Consider the following 15,557-nt stretch of genomic DNA (forward strand, 5'->3'; position numbering starts at 1 on the left):
GGCTATTGACAGTTAATCGAATAGGTAAAGCCGGAATTTAATTTTGAGTCTAGAAAAAATGGAGTCTGTGCAGGGAGTTTTTTGAAGCATCTGCAAATGCCGTGTTCAGCTTAAAATATGCGGTGCTTTTGCTATGAGGAAGCGACAGCGCGTCATCAGTAAATTTTTCTGTTAGGGATTTTAAAAGCGCAGCGGTTTTATGCTTCTCTTTCTTTTCCTGACAAGAAGCGCTTATGCGGATTTTCTTTTTACTATGTGGAGCATCAACAGCGCATTGGTCGGCTTTCCTGCCTGAAATATTCTGTATCTCGGCACAATCGGCAAGCACGGAAGAGACGCTGTGGATTTCAACGCCGTAAAGCATTCGCATGGCAAGGAGCGCCATTATCAATATGCCTTTAAAATGCTTCATGCTTAAGAGGAAATGCCAGTTTAAGTTTTTTGATCCCGCCAAATATAGCGCATTTTAAATAAAATCAGCCGGCATAAAATAAATATAGCAAAGATTTAACTTCATCCCTTTATGCAGCAATGCCTATCCAATATTTTTAAATGGCGGGTGTGCGGCAAGAATGCTGCCTTAATGCTACGGACTGATAAAGGGCAATGCTTTTATGGCATTTTTCTATTCGAGGGCTAAAACGGCGCGCTCTTCGGGTTTGCTTGACCACTGGACCTGCCAAACGCGTCCGTCGATCTGGTCCAGGAGAATGAAATTGTATATGTTGGTGGTAGGGCTAAGGGCAAATCTGCAGTTTTTTTCCTGATCGGGTGCGGCAAGTGCCTTTAGCGAAAGGGGAGACTCGAACCTGTTTTTTCCAGTATCCCACTGGACCTGCCACATCTGTCCGTTTCGGGTGTTGAGTTTGATATAGGTCCACATATTGTTAGTGGGGTAAAGCCTGTATGCCGTGTCGATGCAGGGAAATGTATTGGTAATGGCAGCGGGCTGGCTTTGTGCGGACGAGGCCATGGAGATGGCGAAGACAAGAAAGGAAAATAAAGTTCTTTTCATATTTTCAGATCGGTTTTAATTAAAAGGATATGAAGATTTTATCCGTATAAAAGCACCAAATAATGTGCCGAAATTAGGCAGACTTCCAGATGGCTGTCTTCGCAGCATGCACTGGCTTGTAAATGCGCCTGCAGAAATTATCCCTCCATCTGATCGTTCTGCTGTCCAGCAAATGCGATCTGAAGGAAAAAAACGGTTCCCATGACATAAGTGCACATTGCAAGTGCGTTAAATGAAAAAATCACAGGACGCTGGGCAGGGAGCACCATCGGAAGCAGAGCCATGGCATAGGCAGGGGAAAGCTTCAGATCAAGGACTCTCAGCATCCCGAATACCAGGGGCATTGCGGCAAACAAAGCAATGGCAGGTGCGGGAAAAAGATAAAGCGAGGCCGATCCGATAAAGCCAGAGAGGGTCAGCGCGGCCGAAATTCTAAACAGTTTTTTGAAAGAATGCCGTTTCCCGGTGCCGCCCAGCATCTCAAAACCGGTCACTATGATAGGCGGCATCGCCGCCATGTTCAGCAGTCCGTAGCGCTGGCATAAGGCAAACCAGAGTATAACAAGGTAGAGGAAGCAAAGCAGTTTTCCGCAGGGGATGTCCGATTGCCTGTACTGATCCTGCGCCTCTGCCTGCTGTCTGTATCCAACGGAAAGTGACAGGATCAGGGTAAAGAGCAGTATCGAGGCGAGAAAAGCGGGCGAGGTGCAGTTGGTGATGATCGGAAGCAGGCCGGTAGCCAGCGCCGGTCCCATCATATTTTTCATCAGTTTCAGAACAGCAGCCATCACTATCATGCAGATGGAAAGCTTGACCGCCAAGGGGGCATGCAGATAATTTATCCCAAATCCTGCTGCGGCGGTCATCGAAGGAAGCAGAAACAGATCCCTGGGCCTTTTTCTCCATTCCTCCTCGGAATAGAAATAGCAGCCGATACTCAAGGCGGCCATTTCAGGCAGTATTATCTCCCTGTCGCCTGCAAGCTGCGCTGTAAGCACCATTGCCGTGACAAAAAGAAGGCTTTTTAAAAGTTTAACTGTGCTGTTCTGGGTTTTAATAAATCTTTTAAGGTAAGGGGAACTCTGCATTTTTTTATTTGATTCTTTGATTAAATGAGGTGCTGCATGCCGCCACGGAATCCAGCGATTAAATTAATTGTATGGCTGAGCTGTCCTAAGCCTGATCCTTGCGGCGGCATGTGATGCGATCATAAAACCTCCGGCGAGCATAATAATGTCTTTCAGCACCAGTCGTCCTGCTCCTGAAAGGTAAGGGAAACCTGTCTGCGGCGCAGGATAGTCGCCTCCAAGATCCGCAACATAAACTTCCGGCGTTGTGATAAGAAACGAAAGGGTGGCAAACGACATGGCCACGGTCAGCAGCCCGCCAGCCAGACCTGCATTTGGAAACCATATTCCCAGCAGCACAATCAGACCAATCAGGAAGATTACGGTTCCTAATGCATATGAAAATGTGTAAGTTCCGTTTTCGCGATGCCATTCAATGTTGGATCTGACCACCAGCCCCTCGGGATTTTTATGCTTTTGGTATTCCGGACTTTCCCTGGCATAGAAAAAACTCATCAGTGGGCTGTTTGCCACAAAGGGGACAATTCCGTCCGCCTCATATTGAAAAGCCTTTAAACTGCCGATCCAAATCATGACCACTGCAATGGCAATATGTATCATGTAGACTGATTTGTCTTTACTTTCGGCCAGATAATATAGTATTCTGCTCATGATCGCTTTTTTTATAAAGCAAAGCTACGATGAACATTGTTTCAAAGAAATGGACGAATTGGGAAATTCCGTGCACTATTTTGCCGCTATGGAAATTCCGGTAGTGTTTCTGTAATCGGAAGGCGAGATTCCGACATGCTTTTTAAAAAACCTGCTGAAGTAATGCTCGTCCTGAAAATGGAGATCTGCCGATATCTCTTTTATTGACATATGGGTTAAATGAAGCAGTTTCTTGGATTCAAGCACAATGCGGTCATATATAAAGCCCGAAGGCGGCTTGCCCAGGTGCGATTTAATTTTTTTACTGAAGTTCTCAGCGGTCAGATTAAGCTTTTCTGCATAGAATTGGACGGATCTTTCCGCAAGGAAATTCTCTTCCAGGAGCTGCTGGAAATTCAGCCCTTCGTCCATTCTGGAAGTACCCTGGCTTTGGGATGAAATCTGCTGTTTTTTTTCTTTGCTGGATAAAGCCAGGATAACCTGAAGGTAGGCTTTAATGACAGATTCCGAAAAGTCGGAATTCATTCCTTTGAGCTCGGAGCTGATTTTATTTGAAATTTCTTCAATTTCCGTAAAGGCCGCATGACTCATTTCAACATAGGGATGCAGGTATATGTTATTGAAAAGAAGACCATTGCAGGCAACCTCCTTCTTATGGTATTCGATACAGTAGAAGTCTCCATGAAACTGCAGGCGCATCATTTTTTGCGGAGTATTTTCATGCCATGCTACATGCTGGTAGGGTGTTAAAAACAAAATGGAGTATGCGGCAGATTGGAACTTTCTAAAATCAATTTCATAAGATGAGCCCTCCCGCAGCAGCAGTATCTGGTAATTTGCACAGCTATTGAGCTTATCCTTCTGACGGGCTTCTATCGTATCTATTTTGATCTGCATTTTTTCTGATGGCGCTGCGTTTCCTGCGGCCAGTTGTGCCTCTCTTTAATTCAGCGAAATTGATCCTTCCGGCACCAAATCCAGATTAAGGTTACGCTTGAATTGCAGCTGCTTATTGCCTTTTGCGTTGATTAATTACGATTCGATGGGAATCGCGAATGCAAATTTCGTTAATTATATGTAAAATCAAAAATGCACGGCATTCTTTTGCGGGTGATTGCTATTGCTATCTTTTTTCAGGTCTGCATGGACGGCTTTGCGGATCCAAGCTGAGAAATAAAATATTGTATCTTTACATTTGAAGCCGTAAATGGAAATATTGGAAGAAAATTATTGAACTGCGCTTAAAGATATGGATTATCTTCCATTGATTCGCAACTGCAGCGGCTGCAATTGCGGAAAGATATTGGAATCGAAATCTTTAAAAGCTGAAATAATGCGCAATTCTGAGAAGCTTATCATTCTCCCGGGAAAAATGGAACAGAAAATTAAGAAGAAACGTGGCGCTTAACGAATAACATATGAGCTTAAAATTTCAATCAAACCAATATAATGGATTTACTATTTAAAACTGCTGAGGCAGCGGATCTGCCCCAAATCATCCGACTTCTGGCGGATGATGCCCTTGGGCAGGGCAGGGAGGATTTCCAGCTTCCTTTACCTGAGGCCTACATAAGTGCGTTCGAGAAAATCGATGCCGATCCCTCTCAGGAACTTATCGCCGTCACTAATTTGGAAGGCGATCTGGTGGGAACCATGCAGCTGAGCTATATCCAGTATCTCACCTATCAGGGGGGAGTAAGGGCGCAGATTGAGGCGGTCAGGATAAGGCGGGAAGACCGCGGAAAGGGATTCGGAAAACTTATGTTCCAATGGGCAATAGAGCTTTCAAAGCAGAAAGGGGCGCATCTGGTCCAGCTGACCACAGACAAGAAAAGGCCTGAGGCCGTGAAGTTTTACGAGAGCCTGGGCTTTATGCCGACCCATGAAGGCATGAAGCTTCACCTATAATTGCTGCATGGGAGGCCTGCGCAGTTATTTCTTCATTAATTGGATGCAAAAAAAACAAGTTTTTTCAGCTGATCGTACAAAAATTCAGAATGTCTACAAAATCAGGTTGTTACTTTGTATAGCATAAAAATATGAAGGAGCCAAACGCCTGCCTGCAATCCCGCTTTACTGCGGAGGGCAGGTTTCCAAATTGCAATGCAGCGTATCACTTTGCAATCGGATTGCATAAACTATTTTTTACATTTGTCCCATGAGATGGAAAACAACAATATTATTACTTTACATTCTAGGGCTGCTTGCGGTTCCGTGCAGTGACGTATACAATAGCTGTATTTCCTCTAAAACTGCGCAGAAAGAGCTGTCCCATAACCACAGCAGTGATAATGACGACCACTGCTCGCCATTCTGCCAGTGCTCCTGCTGCAGCGTTTCGGTAATAAAGTTCAGCTTTAAGATGCCGGACCTTAATCTTCCCCAGCAGCCTATCAGTTCCAAGAATACTGTCATTAAGGACTGCCAGGTAAATTCAACCTATACGGGCAGCATCTGGCAGCCCCCTAAATTTGTCGTTTAGATTTTTCGGATTGCGCTTATCACGTGAAGTGATTTTTGTCAGGCCTTAACGGTCCTGCCCAGCATGCATTTGATTTTCCGTATCCATTCGGGATGCCTGCGCGCGCTTTTCAATGTCCCCATTTCTGCATGGGCGGACAGACTATTTTCTAAACGTTAAAATTAAATGCATAGTGTTAGATAGTATAATTAAATTCAGCATAAAAAACAAAATCATTATTGGGTTAATGACTTTGGTTCTCATATTATGGGGCGCCTGGAGCGCAACGAAACTGCCCATAGATGCCGTTCCTGACATCACAAACAATCAGGTTCAGATTTTTACGACCTGCCCTACGCTTGCAGGACAGGAAGTGGAGCAGCTGGTAACCTTTCCCATTGAACAGAGCATTGCCACTGTGCCGAAGATCCAGGAAATCCGAAGCATATCGAGATTCGGGCTTTCTGTCATCACAGTTGTGTTCGATGAAGAAACGGACATCTATTTTGCCAGACAGCTCATCAGCGAAAGGCTGAAGGAGGCAACAGACCGGATCCCGCAGGGGATAGGAACTCCTGAGATGGCTCCTGTGAGCACCGGTCTCGGCGAGGTATACCAGTACATCATCCATCCTAAAAAAGGAAGCGAAAATAAATACAATGCCAAAGACCTGCGCACGATGCAGGACTGGATTGTGGCAAGGCAGCTGTACGGAACCCCGGGGATTGCCGAAGTGAACAGCTTTGGAGGGGAGCTCAAGCAGTATGAGGTAGCCGTGAACCCTGACAGGCTGAAAGCTATGGGGGTGAGCATCCCGGATATCTTTACGGCACTTCAGAAAAACAACCAGAATACCGGAGGAGCTTATATTGACAAGAAGCCAAACGCCTATTTCATCAGGGGAATCGGTCTTGTTACCTCTCTTGATGATGTAAGAAATATCGTGGTTAAGAATACTGGAGCCGCGCCAATTTATGTAAGCGATGTTGCCGAGGTGCGCTTCGGAAAAGCTGTGAGATACGGTGCCCTGACCTATAACGGGCAGGTAGATGCAGTCGGAGGCGTGGTGATGATGCTTAAGGGCGAAAACAGCAACGAGGTGGTGAAGCGCATCAAAGAGAAGCTGCCGACCATCCAGAAATCGCTGCCGGACGACGTCGTTATCGAGCCATACCTTGACCGTACGGATCTTGTGGGACGTGCCATCAGCACCGTAGAGAAGAACCTTGTTGAAGGTGCATTGATCGTGATATTCGTGCTGGTGCTGTTCCTGGGGAATTTCCGCGCAGGGCTTATTGTGGCATCAGCGATTCCTCTTGCCATGCTTTTCGCGCTTGGACTGATGAATGTCTTTGGCGTAAGCGCCAATCTGATGTCACTGGGTGCCATCGATTTTGGCCTTATTGTCGACGGTGCGGTAATTGTTGTGGAGGCAACGCTCCATCATCTAGCCATGCGCAAGTCGCTCAATAATCTTACCCAGGATGAGATGGACGAGGAAGTTTTCGAGTCGGCATCCAAAATACGTACCAGTGCTGCCTTCGGGGAAATTATCATTTTAATTGTATATATCCCGATTCTTACCCTTGTGGGCGTTGAGGGGAAAATGTTCCGTCCGATGGCTCAGACGGTAGGATTCGCAATCTTTGGAGCCCTGATACTGTCTCTGACCTACATCCCGATGATGTGCGCGCTTTTCTTGTCCAAAAAGCCGCAGCACAAGGAGACTTTCAGCGATAAGATGATGAACAGAATCCAGAATATCTACCAGCCGCTGCTTGCTAAAGTGATCGAGATCAAGTATGCCGTGGTCGGCGTAACGGTTGCCATATTCCTTATTGCCGTATTCTGCTTTACAAGAATGGGAGGAGAATTCATCCCGCAGCTGCAGGAGGGCGATTATGCTTTCCACTGCATCCTGCCTCAGGGAAGTTCGCTGAACCAGAGCATTGAGACCTCGATGCAGGCTTCAAGAATCATCAAGCAGTTTGACGAGGTTAAAATGGTGGTTGGAAAGACGGGAGCCGCAGAGGTCCCTACAGATCCTATGCCTCCTGAGGCTACCGATCTTATGGTGGTTCTAAAGCCGCAGAAGGAATGGAAGTCGGGAAGGAGCTACACGGAACTTGCAGAGGCCATAATGGAGAAGCTCGAAGTGATTCCGGGAGTGTTCTTTGAGAAGAACCAGCCGATCCAGATGCGTTTCAATGAGCTTATGACGGGTATCAGACAGGACGTTGCCGTGAAAATTTTCGGTGAGAACCTGGACACGCTTTCGCAGTACGCCAAAGAAGTGGGGCAGGTGATCCAGAGCGTTCCCGGAGCGACTTCTCCGCAGATTGAAAGGGTGAGCGGCCTTCCGCAGATCAATATCGAATATGACAGGACCAGAATTGCCAATTACGGGCTTACCATAGAGGATGTGAATGACGTTGTCAGCACGGCATTCGCAGGAAAGAGCACCGGACAGGTTTATGAAAATGAGCGACGTTTCGACCTTGTGGTGCGCCTTGACAGCGTTCACAGAAGCAGCATAGACGATGTGAGCAACCTTATGATCCCTACCAGCACAGGGGTTCAGGTGCCTCTGTCCCAGGTGGCAAAAATCGACTATAAGCTTGGACCTGCGCAGATCAGCAGGGAAGCGGGGAAAAGAAGGATTGTAATCGGATTTAATGTGGCTGGACGTGATGTCCAGAGCGTAGTGCAGGACATCCAGAAAAAGCTGGCTGAAAAAGTGAAGCTGCCGCCGGGATACTATTTCACCTATGGAGGACAGTTTGAAAATCTTCAGGCAGCCAGCGCAAGGCTTATGATTGCCGTGCCGGTGTCGCTTCTTCTGATTTTCGGTCTGCTTTATTTTACGTTCCGTTCCTTCAAGCAGGCTACGCTGATCTTCACTGCGATTCCAATGAGCGCCATTGGGGGCATATTTGCCCTTATGCTTAGGGGCATGCCTTTCAGCATCAGTGCCGGAATCGGATTTATCGCATTATTCGGGGTGGCGGTTCTAAATGGAATCGTGCTTATCGGAACATTCAACCAGCTTGAAAAAGAGGGTATGGACAACATTTTTGAAAGGGTGAAGGAAGGAACCATCACAAGGCTTCGTCCGGTGCTTATGACCGCGATGGTGGCTTCATTGGGATTCCTGCCGATGGCCATCAGCAGCAGCGCTGGCGCCGAGGTGCAGAAGCCGCTTGCCACCGTTGTAATCGGAGGTCTGGTAACCGCAACGTTCCTTACGCTTTTCGTTCTTCCCCTTCTTTATATCATTTTTAATACAAAGTTTGACTTTAAAGGAAAATTTAAATTGAGAAATACAACTGCCATCATTGTCCTTTTCATTGCAGGTCTGGGATCTGCAAATGCGCAGCAGCGCATCCCGATCGAGAAGGCTGTGGAAACCGCCCTGCAGAGCAATCAGCAGCTGGATATCAACAAATCCGAAATCCAGGCTGCCGGGCTGAATGTAAAGACAGCCGTAGACATCCCTAAAACGGGGGTCTTCGCAGAGAACGAGGATTTGAGGCCGTCTGACAGGACAGGGATTCTGAAAATCGGTATCTCGCAGAGTTTTGCATGGCCGGGGCTTTATGCCGCGAGAAAAAGCTATTTCAAAAACCAGCTCCAGTACAGCCAGCTCAATACGGTGCTTTTAAACGCCACCATCAAAAGGGATGTGCGCACCGCCTATTACAAGCTTTGGTACCTTCAGGACAAGCAGCTTTTGTACCAGCGTCTGGACAGCATCTATACCCAGCTGGCAAAAACTGCGGAGGTGCGCCTGAAGGCCGGGGATGTGGCTCAGCTGGACAGGATTGCCGCAGAGGCCAAGCTTCTGGAATTGAAAGCTTTTTCAGAGCAGAACAAGAAAGACATGACCGTGCAGCAGCAGCAGCTGATGATGCTTATGAACCTTAACGAATGGCTGCTTCCTGTGGAAGCCCCGCTTGGTAAGGCGGAAGTGAGCTTCACCGAAAGCGGCGGGAAGCATCCTCTGCTTACCCTGCAGGAGCAGAATGTGAAGATTGCATCTTCAAATGTTTCGGTAATGAGAAACAGCAATATGCCTGAGCTTTCCGGAAGGGTCTTCAGCCAGAAGCTTTATGGGCTTAACGATCCATACACGGGGTTTTCTGCCACTGCATCTTTCCCGCTTTTCGGAGCCGTATCGGCGCATAACAAGGTAAAGGCGGCAAAGGCCGAGAAGGAAGTGCAGGAAAAGAATCTTGCCTATCAGACCCAGCTGCTGGCGACCCAGAAGAATTCATCGGCTGCGGAAATTGAGAAAAACCTTGCCCTGCTGAACTTCTACGAGACTTCAGGGCTTAAGCAGGCGGAAGATATCATCAAAGCTTCCACGCTGAGCTACCGCTCAGGGGAAATCAGCTTTGCCGAGCTTGGACAGTTTCTGACCCAGGCCGTGGGAATACGCCAGAATTATCTTGATGTGCTGAACCAGTACAACCTGTCTGCGGTGCAGTTTGATTATTTCAACAATAAATAAATAATATAACAGCCTGCGGGAGAGGCAGAGCCCTTCCGCAGGATAAATCTAAATATAGAGCATTCATGAAAGTCAAAATTCAATTATTAATCGCGGCGGCCGCAATTTTATCACTGGCAGGCTGCGGACAAAAAAGCGGCGAAAGCGAAAGCGGAGCCAAAACTGAAAAGGCCGAGGGAGCGAAAGAGGAGGGACACAGCGACGGGGAGGCTGCCACAATTGCGGTGCTGACCCAGGAGCAGATGAAATCGGTAGGGGTTCAGCTCGGAACCATTGAGAACAAGAACCTGACTGCATCGATTAAAGTAAACGGCGCCTTAAGGGTTCCCAACAATAACAAGGCCAATGCAACATCTCTGTACGGAGGGGTTATCCAGACCCTTAAAGTGCAGCTGGGCGACCAGGTGCGCAAGGGCCAGGTGATCGCAACAATCGAGAATCCCCAGTTCGTGCAGCAGCAGGAGGAGTACATCACCATCAACAGCCGCATCACCAATGCGGAACAGGAGCTGCAGCGCCAGAAAGACCTTCAGGCGGGCAATGCCGGAGCCCTGAAGAATCTTCAGAATGCCACTGCGGAGGTAAATGCGCTGCGCGCACGCAAAGCTTCGCTTGCCAAACAGATCCAGCTGATGGGAATAAATCCCGGAAGCATCACCCCGGCGAACCTAAGGGCGGCACTGACGGTTACCAGTCCGGTTACCGGCACGGTAAGCGCCGAATTTGCGAAGATCGGAAGCTATGTTGACGTTTCATCTCCTGTTGTGGAGATAGTGGACAACCAGCTGATCCATCTTGACCTTCAGGTTTTCGAGAAGGATCTTCCCAAGGTAAAGGTGGGGCAGAACGTAAGCTTCAGCCTGACCAATAACCCTGAGGCAACCTACACGGCAAAGGTTTTCAATATCGGCTCTTCTTTTGAGAACCAGAGCAAGAGCGTTGCGGTGCACTGCACCGTGACGGGCAATAAGGCAGGGCTTATCGACGGAATGAACGTCACAGCGCTTGTAGGCGTAGGCACAGCCCTTACGGCTGCAGTGCCAAATGATGCCATTGCTGAGGCGGACGGGAAGTTCTACATCTTTGTGAAAACGGACAAGAAACCTGAGGAGCATGAGGAGGCGGAAGCTGAAGGAGGCACCGAAGAGGGCGAAAAGCACAGTCCTGCAGAGGAAAAGAAAATCGATGCGGCAAGCATGAACTTTGAAAAAGTGGAAGTGACTAAAGGAGTTTCGGAAGTGGGATATACGGCAGTTACGCCCGTGAAGGAAATACCTGCGGGAAGCAGGATCGTGACCAAGGGAACCTTTTTCGTAAATGCCAAACTGAGCAATTCCGGAGGCCACGAACATTAAGAGACACTAAGGATTTAATGCAGGTTCCTGTCCGACAGTAAGTGTTTGCCTGTGATTAAGCCATGGAAATAGGGATTCACCCCCTTTAATCTCCATTTCATGGTCTCGGACAGGAAAACCTGCATTAATTTAAAATATGCCGGCAATAAAGGCCGATTATGAAGTATCTGCCTGCTAAAAAAGTAAGCTGCGAACGCGGAAATTAAGAATAAGCTTCGTAAATTTACTGTAACTGCCTAACAGATAGGTCTTGTTGCCGGTTTTATTTTTAATGTAAAAATTATATGAAGAAAACGACAGAAGAAGCCTTTAACGGCAAAAGCATACGGCCTACCACGATGCGCATTCTGATCTACGAGTATATGGAAACCCTCACGGCGGCATTATCGCTTGCGGAGATCGAGAAGTATTTCCACAAGGCCGATAAGGTGACCATCTACAGGACGCTTCAGACATTTCTGGAAAAAGGGCTCGTGCATAAGATTATGGACGACAGCCAGGCCAGGTACCGCTTATGCGCCGATTCATGCGAAGAGGAAGAGCATAATGACAGGCATCTCCATTTCTACTGCAGGAGGTGCGGGCAGACTACCTGCCGCGAAGAGATCATGCTTCCGGAAAGCCTCTCGGGCAGCCTTCAGATCGATGAGATCCAGATTCTGGCCAAAGGAATCTGCGAGAAATGCCTGACTGCGAAATAATTCAGATCATATAATGGGAACAAAGGATAAATGTAAAATCTTAATTTTAAAATATGCTTCTAAACCGTAAAATATCAGTGCTGTACTTTGTCAGGGAAATCAGATCCCAGATCATTCTCATTGTCATTTTTGCCGCGGCTATCGGGATGCTGGATATGCTTCCGGTGTTCAGGAAAGTGTCGCTTCCCCTGAGCATCCCCGCACTGGTGGGAACCGCAGTTTCGCTGCTGCTGGCCTTCAGGACGGCGCAGTCCTATGAGAGATGGTGGGAAGCCAGAATGGTATGGGGGGCGATCGTAAACGATTCGCGCACCCTTATCAGACAGGTCATGCAGTCCGCTTCGAAAGAAAACAGGCATTTTTCAGAGCAGTTTGCCGAAAGGCAGATCATCTGGGTGTATGCCCTTGGGGAGGCGCTGCGCCGCCAGCCCTTCAGCCCAAAGGTGGAAGCCTACCTGAAATTCCATAACGTGGCGGGGGCAAATATTCCCAATGCGCTGCTGGACAGGCATTCGCAGGATGTTGCCGAAATGGAGCATAAGGGCATTATAACGGATTTCAAGACCGTGCAGCTCAATGAAACCATTTCGCGCCTCTGCGACCACATGGGAAAATGCGAACGGATCAAAAATACTGTTTTTCCAAAGTCATACAGCCTGCTGGTGCACACCCTTATCTATGTGTTTGCGGCCATACTTCCCTTTGGGCTCGAGGATTCCCAGCTGGTGGTGGAAGTGCTGATGACCATACTGATTCCGCTGCTGTTCATTGCAATAGAAACCACGGCAATCATTATGCAGGATCCCTTTGAGAACACGCCGGTGGATACTCCCATGACCTCGCTGGCACAGACCATTGAGATCAACCTGCTTGAGATGACCGGGGCGAAGGATATTCCGCAGAAGCCTAAAAATACGCTGTACTACGAGATGTAGGGGATGCATTTTCTAAAGATCTTATATGATGGATATCCAGCTTGAACTTTATATGTCTGCCAAACTGGTTCTGGCCGCTTTCCTGGGCGGGATCATTGGCTTGGAAAGGGAAAGGGAGCAGCAGAACACGGGGCTGAGGACCTTTGCCTGCATCTGTGCGGCTTCCTGCCTGTTTGTCTCCATTGCGGCGCATCTTACCGAAGATGTGTCGGCTGTAGCCAGGATGCTTGCCGCCATCGCGACCGGGCTGGGATTCATAGGGGCGGGCATAATCTTCAGGGACCAGCGCAATCTGCCCAAAGGCATCACAACCGCCGCGGGCCTTTGGACCACATCGGCGGTGGGAATGGCCGTGGCATTGGATATGCTGGTAATTGCCGTTTCGGCGACACTCATCATACTGCTGATTTTCAGCATAAACCATTTTTCATGGTACAGAAGACTGGTCGATAGATTAATTAAGAGTAAAAAAAGGACTAACTAAACCAATGGACTGCCTTTTATCGGCACCTGGACGCTCAGAGCAGATTGGTGCCGAATTTTTTAACCTTATAAATTATATATCATGGAACACAAACATAAATACGATAAAGACGGGAAACAGATCTGCTGCACGCAGACCGAGAAGGTGTATGTGAACGCCGGCGCAAAGGAGCTCCTGAAGGGGCACACAGCCGATGACGGCCACAGCCATGCGCACAGCAGGGATGACGGCCATGACCATGGGCACAGCGATGACGACGGGCATAACCACAGCACCGCGGAAGGAGGAGCGTTTAAGATGTTCCTTCCTTCGATAATTTCCCTGGCGCTGCTGCTTCTTGCCATCTCGTTTGACAACTGGATCAAGATGCCGTGGTTTTCCGGGACCATCCGATTCGCATGGTATCTCGCGGCCTATCTGATCGTCGGATTTCCGGTTATCAGGGATGCCTTCAAGAGCATCACCAAAGGGGAGATATTCTCCGAATTCCTTCTTATGAGCATAGCCACGGTGGGCGCCTTCATCATTAAGGAATATCCGGAAGGGGTGGCGGTAATGCTTTTTTACGCCGTAGGGGAGGTATTCCAGACCCTTGCCGTGTCAAGGGCGCAGCGCAACATCAAAAGCCTTCTGGACCAGAGGCCCGATGAAGTGACGGTCATTTCAGACGGAAAGGCCAAAACCATCAAAGCCGAGCAGGCGCAGATCGGGGACATCATCCAGCTAAAGCCGGGGGAAAAGCTTGGGCTTGACGGCGAGCTTCTGACCGAGAGCGCCTCATTCAATACGGCCGCGCTTACCGGGGAAAGCAAGCCGGACACCAAATCGAAAGGTGAGGCGGTCCTGGCGGGAATGATCAATCTGAATGTTGCGGCGCAGGTGAAAGTCACCGCAGCCTTTACCGACAGCAAGCTCAGCCGAATACTGGAGCTTGTCCAGAATGCGACTTCGCAGAAGGCGCCGACAGAGCTGTTCATCCGCAGGTTTGCCAAGATCTATACGCCTATCGTGGTTTTCCTGGCTATCGGAATCTGTCTTGTCCCATATTTCTTCGTGGACAGTTATGATTTCAGCAGCTGGCTCTACAGGGCCCTTGTCTTTCTGGTGATATCCTGCCCATGCGCTCTTGTCATTTCCATTCCCCTTGGCTATTTCGGAGGAATCGGCGCGGCCAGCCGCAACGGGATACTGTTCAAAGGGAGCAATTTCCTTGACGTGATGGCCTCGATCCAGAACGTGGTGATGGACAAGACCGGAACGATGACAGAAGGGGTGTTCAAGGTGCAGGAGACTGTCTTCAAGCCGGAGTTCGATAAGGACCAGATCCTGAAAATGGTCAATGCGGTGGAGAGCCAGAGCTCGCACCCTGTTGCCACGGCAATCCACGAATATGTGGGGGAAGTCGACAGTTCGATAAAGCTGGAAGGGACCGAAGAAATTGCAGGGCACGGACTGAAGGCGTCAATCGGAGGAAAGGAGCTTCTTGCCGGAAACTTCAAGCTGATGGACAAGTTCGGCGTTGCCTATGATGTGGATCCGGCTTCGATCGTATACACGACCATCGCGGTGGGCTACGGCGGGAAATATGTCGGGTATATCACCATAGCGGACAGCATCAAGGAAGACTCGCAGCTGACCATCGACCTGCTGCACAAGCTCAATATCAAAGCCACGATGCTCAGCGGGGACAAGGGAAGCGTGGTGAAATTTGTAGCCGACAAATTGGGCATTGACAATGCCTACGGCGACCTGCTTCCTGAGGACAAGGTAAACAAGGTGAAGGAGATCAAGGCGCAGTACGGAACGGTGGCCTTTGTCGGTGACGGAGTGAACGATGCGCCTGTTGTGGCGCTCAGCGATGCGGGCATCGCAATGGGCGGGCTGGGAAGCGATGCGACCATCGAAACGGCCGATGTCGTGATACAGGATGACAAGCCTTCAAAAATACCAATGGCCATCAATATCGGCAGACAGACCAAGAAAATCGTATGGCAGAACATCACGCTTGCTTTCGTAGTGAAGGGCGTAGTGCTGGTTCTCGGAGCAGGCGGACTGGCCACGATGTGGGAAGCCGTATTTGCCGATGTGGGCGTATCGCTTATTGCGATTCTGAATGCCGTGCGCATCCAGAAAATGAAATTCTAAATTGGATAATGCAGAAATCCTAAAGGCTTAAATCCAAAAGATTTAATGCCATCATTCAGCTGCCGGCCAAATGGTATCCGCCTATCGGATAGCCATCTGGCGTGGACGGCAGGGAATTTTCTGTGCCTTATCCAAAGATGCCAACCATCAGAAACGCCTGGCGCAAACGCTCAGGCAGAAATATCAAACGTGCAGTTTTACCGGCAGTCCAT

Annotated in this window: 13 protein-coding genes; 8 read left to right on the forward strand and 5 right to left on the reverse strand. The window is 48.8% G+C overall.

All coding sequences use genetic code 11. From position 1 onward, the window contains the following. Positions 1-49: 49 nt before the first annotated feature. From FF52_RS05875 to FF52_RS05895, 5 genes are all read right to left on the reverse strand, one after another. Positions 50-454 (reverse strand): hypothetical protein, encoded by a 405-nt coding sequence (locus FF52_RS05875; RefSeq protein ID WP_157498531.1) that lies wholly within the window; start codon positions 452-454, stop codon positions 50-52. 171 nt (positions 455-625) lie between these two features. Continuing rightward, the gene (locus FF52_RS05880) at positions 626-1,015 is read right to left on the reverse strand and encodes a hypothetical protein (protein WP_008463781.1); all 390 of its coding nucleotides are present in this window, start codon (positions 1,013-1,015) and stop codon (positions 626-628) included. 137 nt (positions 1,016-1,152) lie between these two features. Beyond that, positions 1,153-2,103: a hypothetical protein gene (locus tag FF52_RS05885; RefSeq protein WP_008463782.1), complete on the reverse strand. Its 951-nt coding sequence runs from the start codon at positions 2,101-2,103 to the stop codon at positions 1,153-1,155. A gap of 63 nt (positions 2,104-2,166) precedes the next feature. Then, positions 2,167-2,754, reverse strand: coding sequence for a DUF417 family protein (locus tag FF52_RS05890; RefSeq protein WP_008463784.1), 588 nt, complete (start codon positions 2,752-2,754; stop codon positions 2,167-2,169). 75 nt (positions 2,755-2,829) lie between these two features. After that, positions 2,830-3,651: a helix-turn-helix domain-containing protein gene (locus FF52_RS05895; RefSeq protein WP_008463785.1), complete on the reverse strand. Its 822-nt coding sequence runs from the start codon at positions 3,649-3,651 to the stop codon at positions 2,830-2,832. 552 nt (positions 3,652-4,203) lie between these two features. Here FF52_RS05895 and FF52_RS05900 point away from each other — a divergent pair. The 8 genes from FF52_RS05900 (at position 4,204) to FF52_RS05930 (ending at position 15,345) form a co-directional block, all read left to right on the forward strand. Beyond that, on the forward strand, positions 4,204-4,662 hold the full coding sequence (locus FF52_RS05900) for a GNAT family N-acetyltransferase (RefSeq protein ID WP_008463786.1): 459 nt from the start codon (positions 4,204-4,206) through the stop codon (positions 4,660-4,662). A 250-nt stretch (positions 4,663-4,912) separates the two neighbouring features. Further along, positions 4,913-5,236, forward strand: coding sequence for a DUF6660 family protein (locus tag FF52_RS24020; protein ID WP_416371845.1), 324 nt, complete (start codon positions 4,913-4,915; stop codon positions 5,234-5,236). Positions 5,237-5,408: 172 nt separating this feature from the next. After that, positions 5,409-9,725 carry a CusA/CzcA family heavy metal efflux RND transporter gene (locus tag FF52_RS05905; RefSeq protein ID WP_035690955.1) on the forward strand — a complete coding sequence of 1,439 codons (4,317 nt, stop codon included), beginning with the start codon at positions 5,409-5,411 and terminating at the stop codon, positions 9,723-9,725. A gap of 65 nt (positions 9,726-9,790) precedes the next feature. Next, complete coding sequence (locus FF52_RS05910) at positions 9,791-11,080, forward strand: efflux RND transporter periplasmic adaptor subunit (RefSeq protein ID WP_008463789.1); 1,290 nt, start codon at positions 9,791-9,793, stop codon at positions 11,078-11,080. A gap of 284 nt (positions 11,081-11,364) precedes the next feature. Continuing rightward, complete coding sequence (locus FF52_RS05915; protein ID WP_008463790.1) at positions 11,365-11,781, forward strand: Fur family transcriptional regulator; 417 nt, start codon at positions 11,365-11,367, stop codon at positions 11,779-11,781. A gap of 53 nt (positions 11,782-11,834) precedes the next feature. Continuing rightward, positions 11,835-12,716, forward strand: coding sequence for a bestrophin family protein (locus FF52_RS05920; RefSeq protein WP_008463792.1), 882 nt, complete (start codon positions 11,835-11,837; stop codon positions 12,714-12,716). Positions 12,717-12,741: 25 nt separating this feature from the next. Beyond that, positions 12,742-13,200 carry an MgtC/SapB family protein gene (locus tag FF52_RS05925; protein ID WP_008463795.1) on the forward strand — a complete coding sequence of 153 codons (459 nt, stop codon included), beginning with the start codon at positions 12,742-12,744 and terminating at the stop codon, positions 13,198-13,200. Positions 13,201-13,281: 81 nt separating this feature from the next. Further along, positions 13,282-15,345: a heavy metal translocating P-type ATPase gene (locus tag FF52_RS05930; protein ID WP_008463797.1), complete on the forward strand. Its 2,064-nt coding sequence runs from the start codon at positions 13,282-13,284 to the stop codon at positions 15,343-15,345. Positions 15,346-15,557: the final 212 nt, after the last annotated feature.

This window comes from Flavobacterium sp. F52 (assembly GCF_000278705.1).
In the GTDB taxonomy this organism is placed as follows: Bacteria; Bacteroidota; Bacteroidia; order Flavobacteriales; family Flavobacteriaceae; genus Flavobacterium; species Flavobacterium anhuiense.

Excerpts from the sequence above, each read along its gene's own strand:
- FF52_RS05880 (WP_008463781.1), bottom strand. The coding sequence starts at position 1,015 with ATGAAAAGAACTTTATTTTCCTTTCTTGTCTTCGCCATCTCCATGGCC.
- FF52_RS05885 (WP_008463782.1), bottom strand. The coding sequence starts at position 2,103 with ATGCAGAGTTCCCCTTACCTTAAAAGATTTATTAAAACCCAGAACAGC.
- FF52_RS05890 (WP_008463784.1), bottom strand. The coding sequence starts at position 2,754 with ATGAGCAGAATACTATATTATCTGGCCGAAAGTAAAGACAAATCAGTC.
- FF52_RS05895 (WP_008463785.1), bottom strand. The coding sequence starts at position 3,651 with ATGCAGATCAAAATAGATACGATAGAAGCCCGTCAGAAGGATAAGCTC.
- FF52_RS05900 (WP_008463786.1), top strand. The coding sequence starts at position 4,204 with ATGGATTTACTATTTAAAACTGCTGAGGCAGCGGATCTGCCCCAAATC.
- FF52_RS24020 (WP_416371845.1), top strand. The coding sequence starts at position 4,913 with ATGAGATGGAAAACAACAATATTATTACTTTACATTCTAGGGCTGCTT.
- FF52_RS05910 (WP_008463789.1), top strand. The coding sequence starts at position 9,791 with ATGAAAGTCAAAATTCAATTATTAATCGCGGCGGCCGCAATTTTATCA.
- FF52_RS05915 (WP_008463790.1), top strand. The coding sequence starts at position 11,365 with ATGAAGAAAACGACAGAAGAAGCCTTTAACGGCAAAAGCATACGGCCT.
- FF52_RS05920 (WP_008463792.1), top strand. The coding sequence starts at position 11,835 with ATGCTTCTAAACCGTAAAATATCAGTGCTGTACTTTGTCAGGGAAATC.
- FF52_RS05925 (WP_008463795.1), top strand. The coding sequence starts at position 12,742 with ATGATGGATATCCAGCTTGAACTTTATATGTCTGCCAAACTGGTTCTG.
- FF52_RS05930 (WP_008463797.1), top strand. The coding sequence starts at position 13,282 with ATGGAACACAAACATAAATACGATAAAGACGGGAAACAGATCTGCTGC.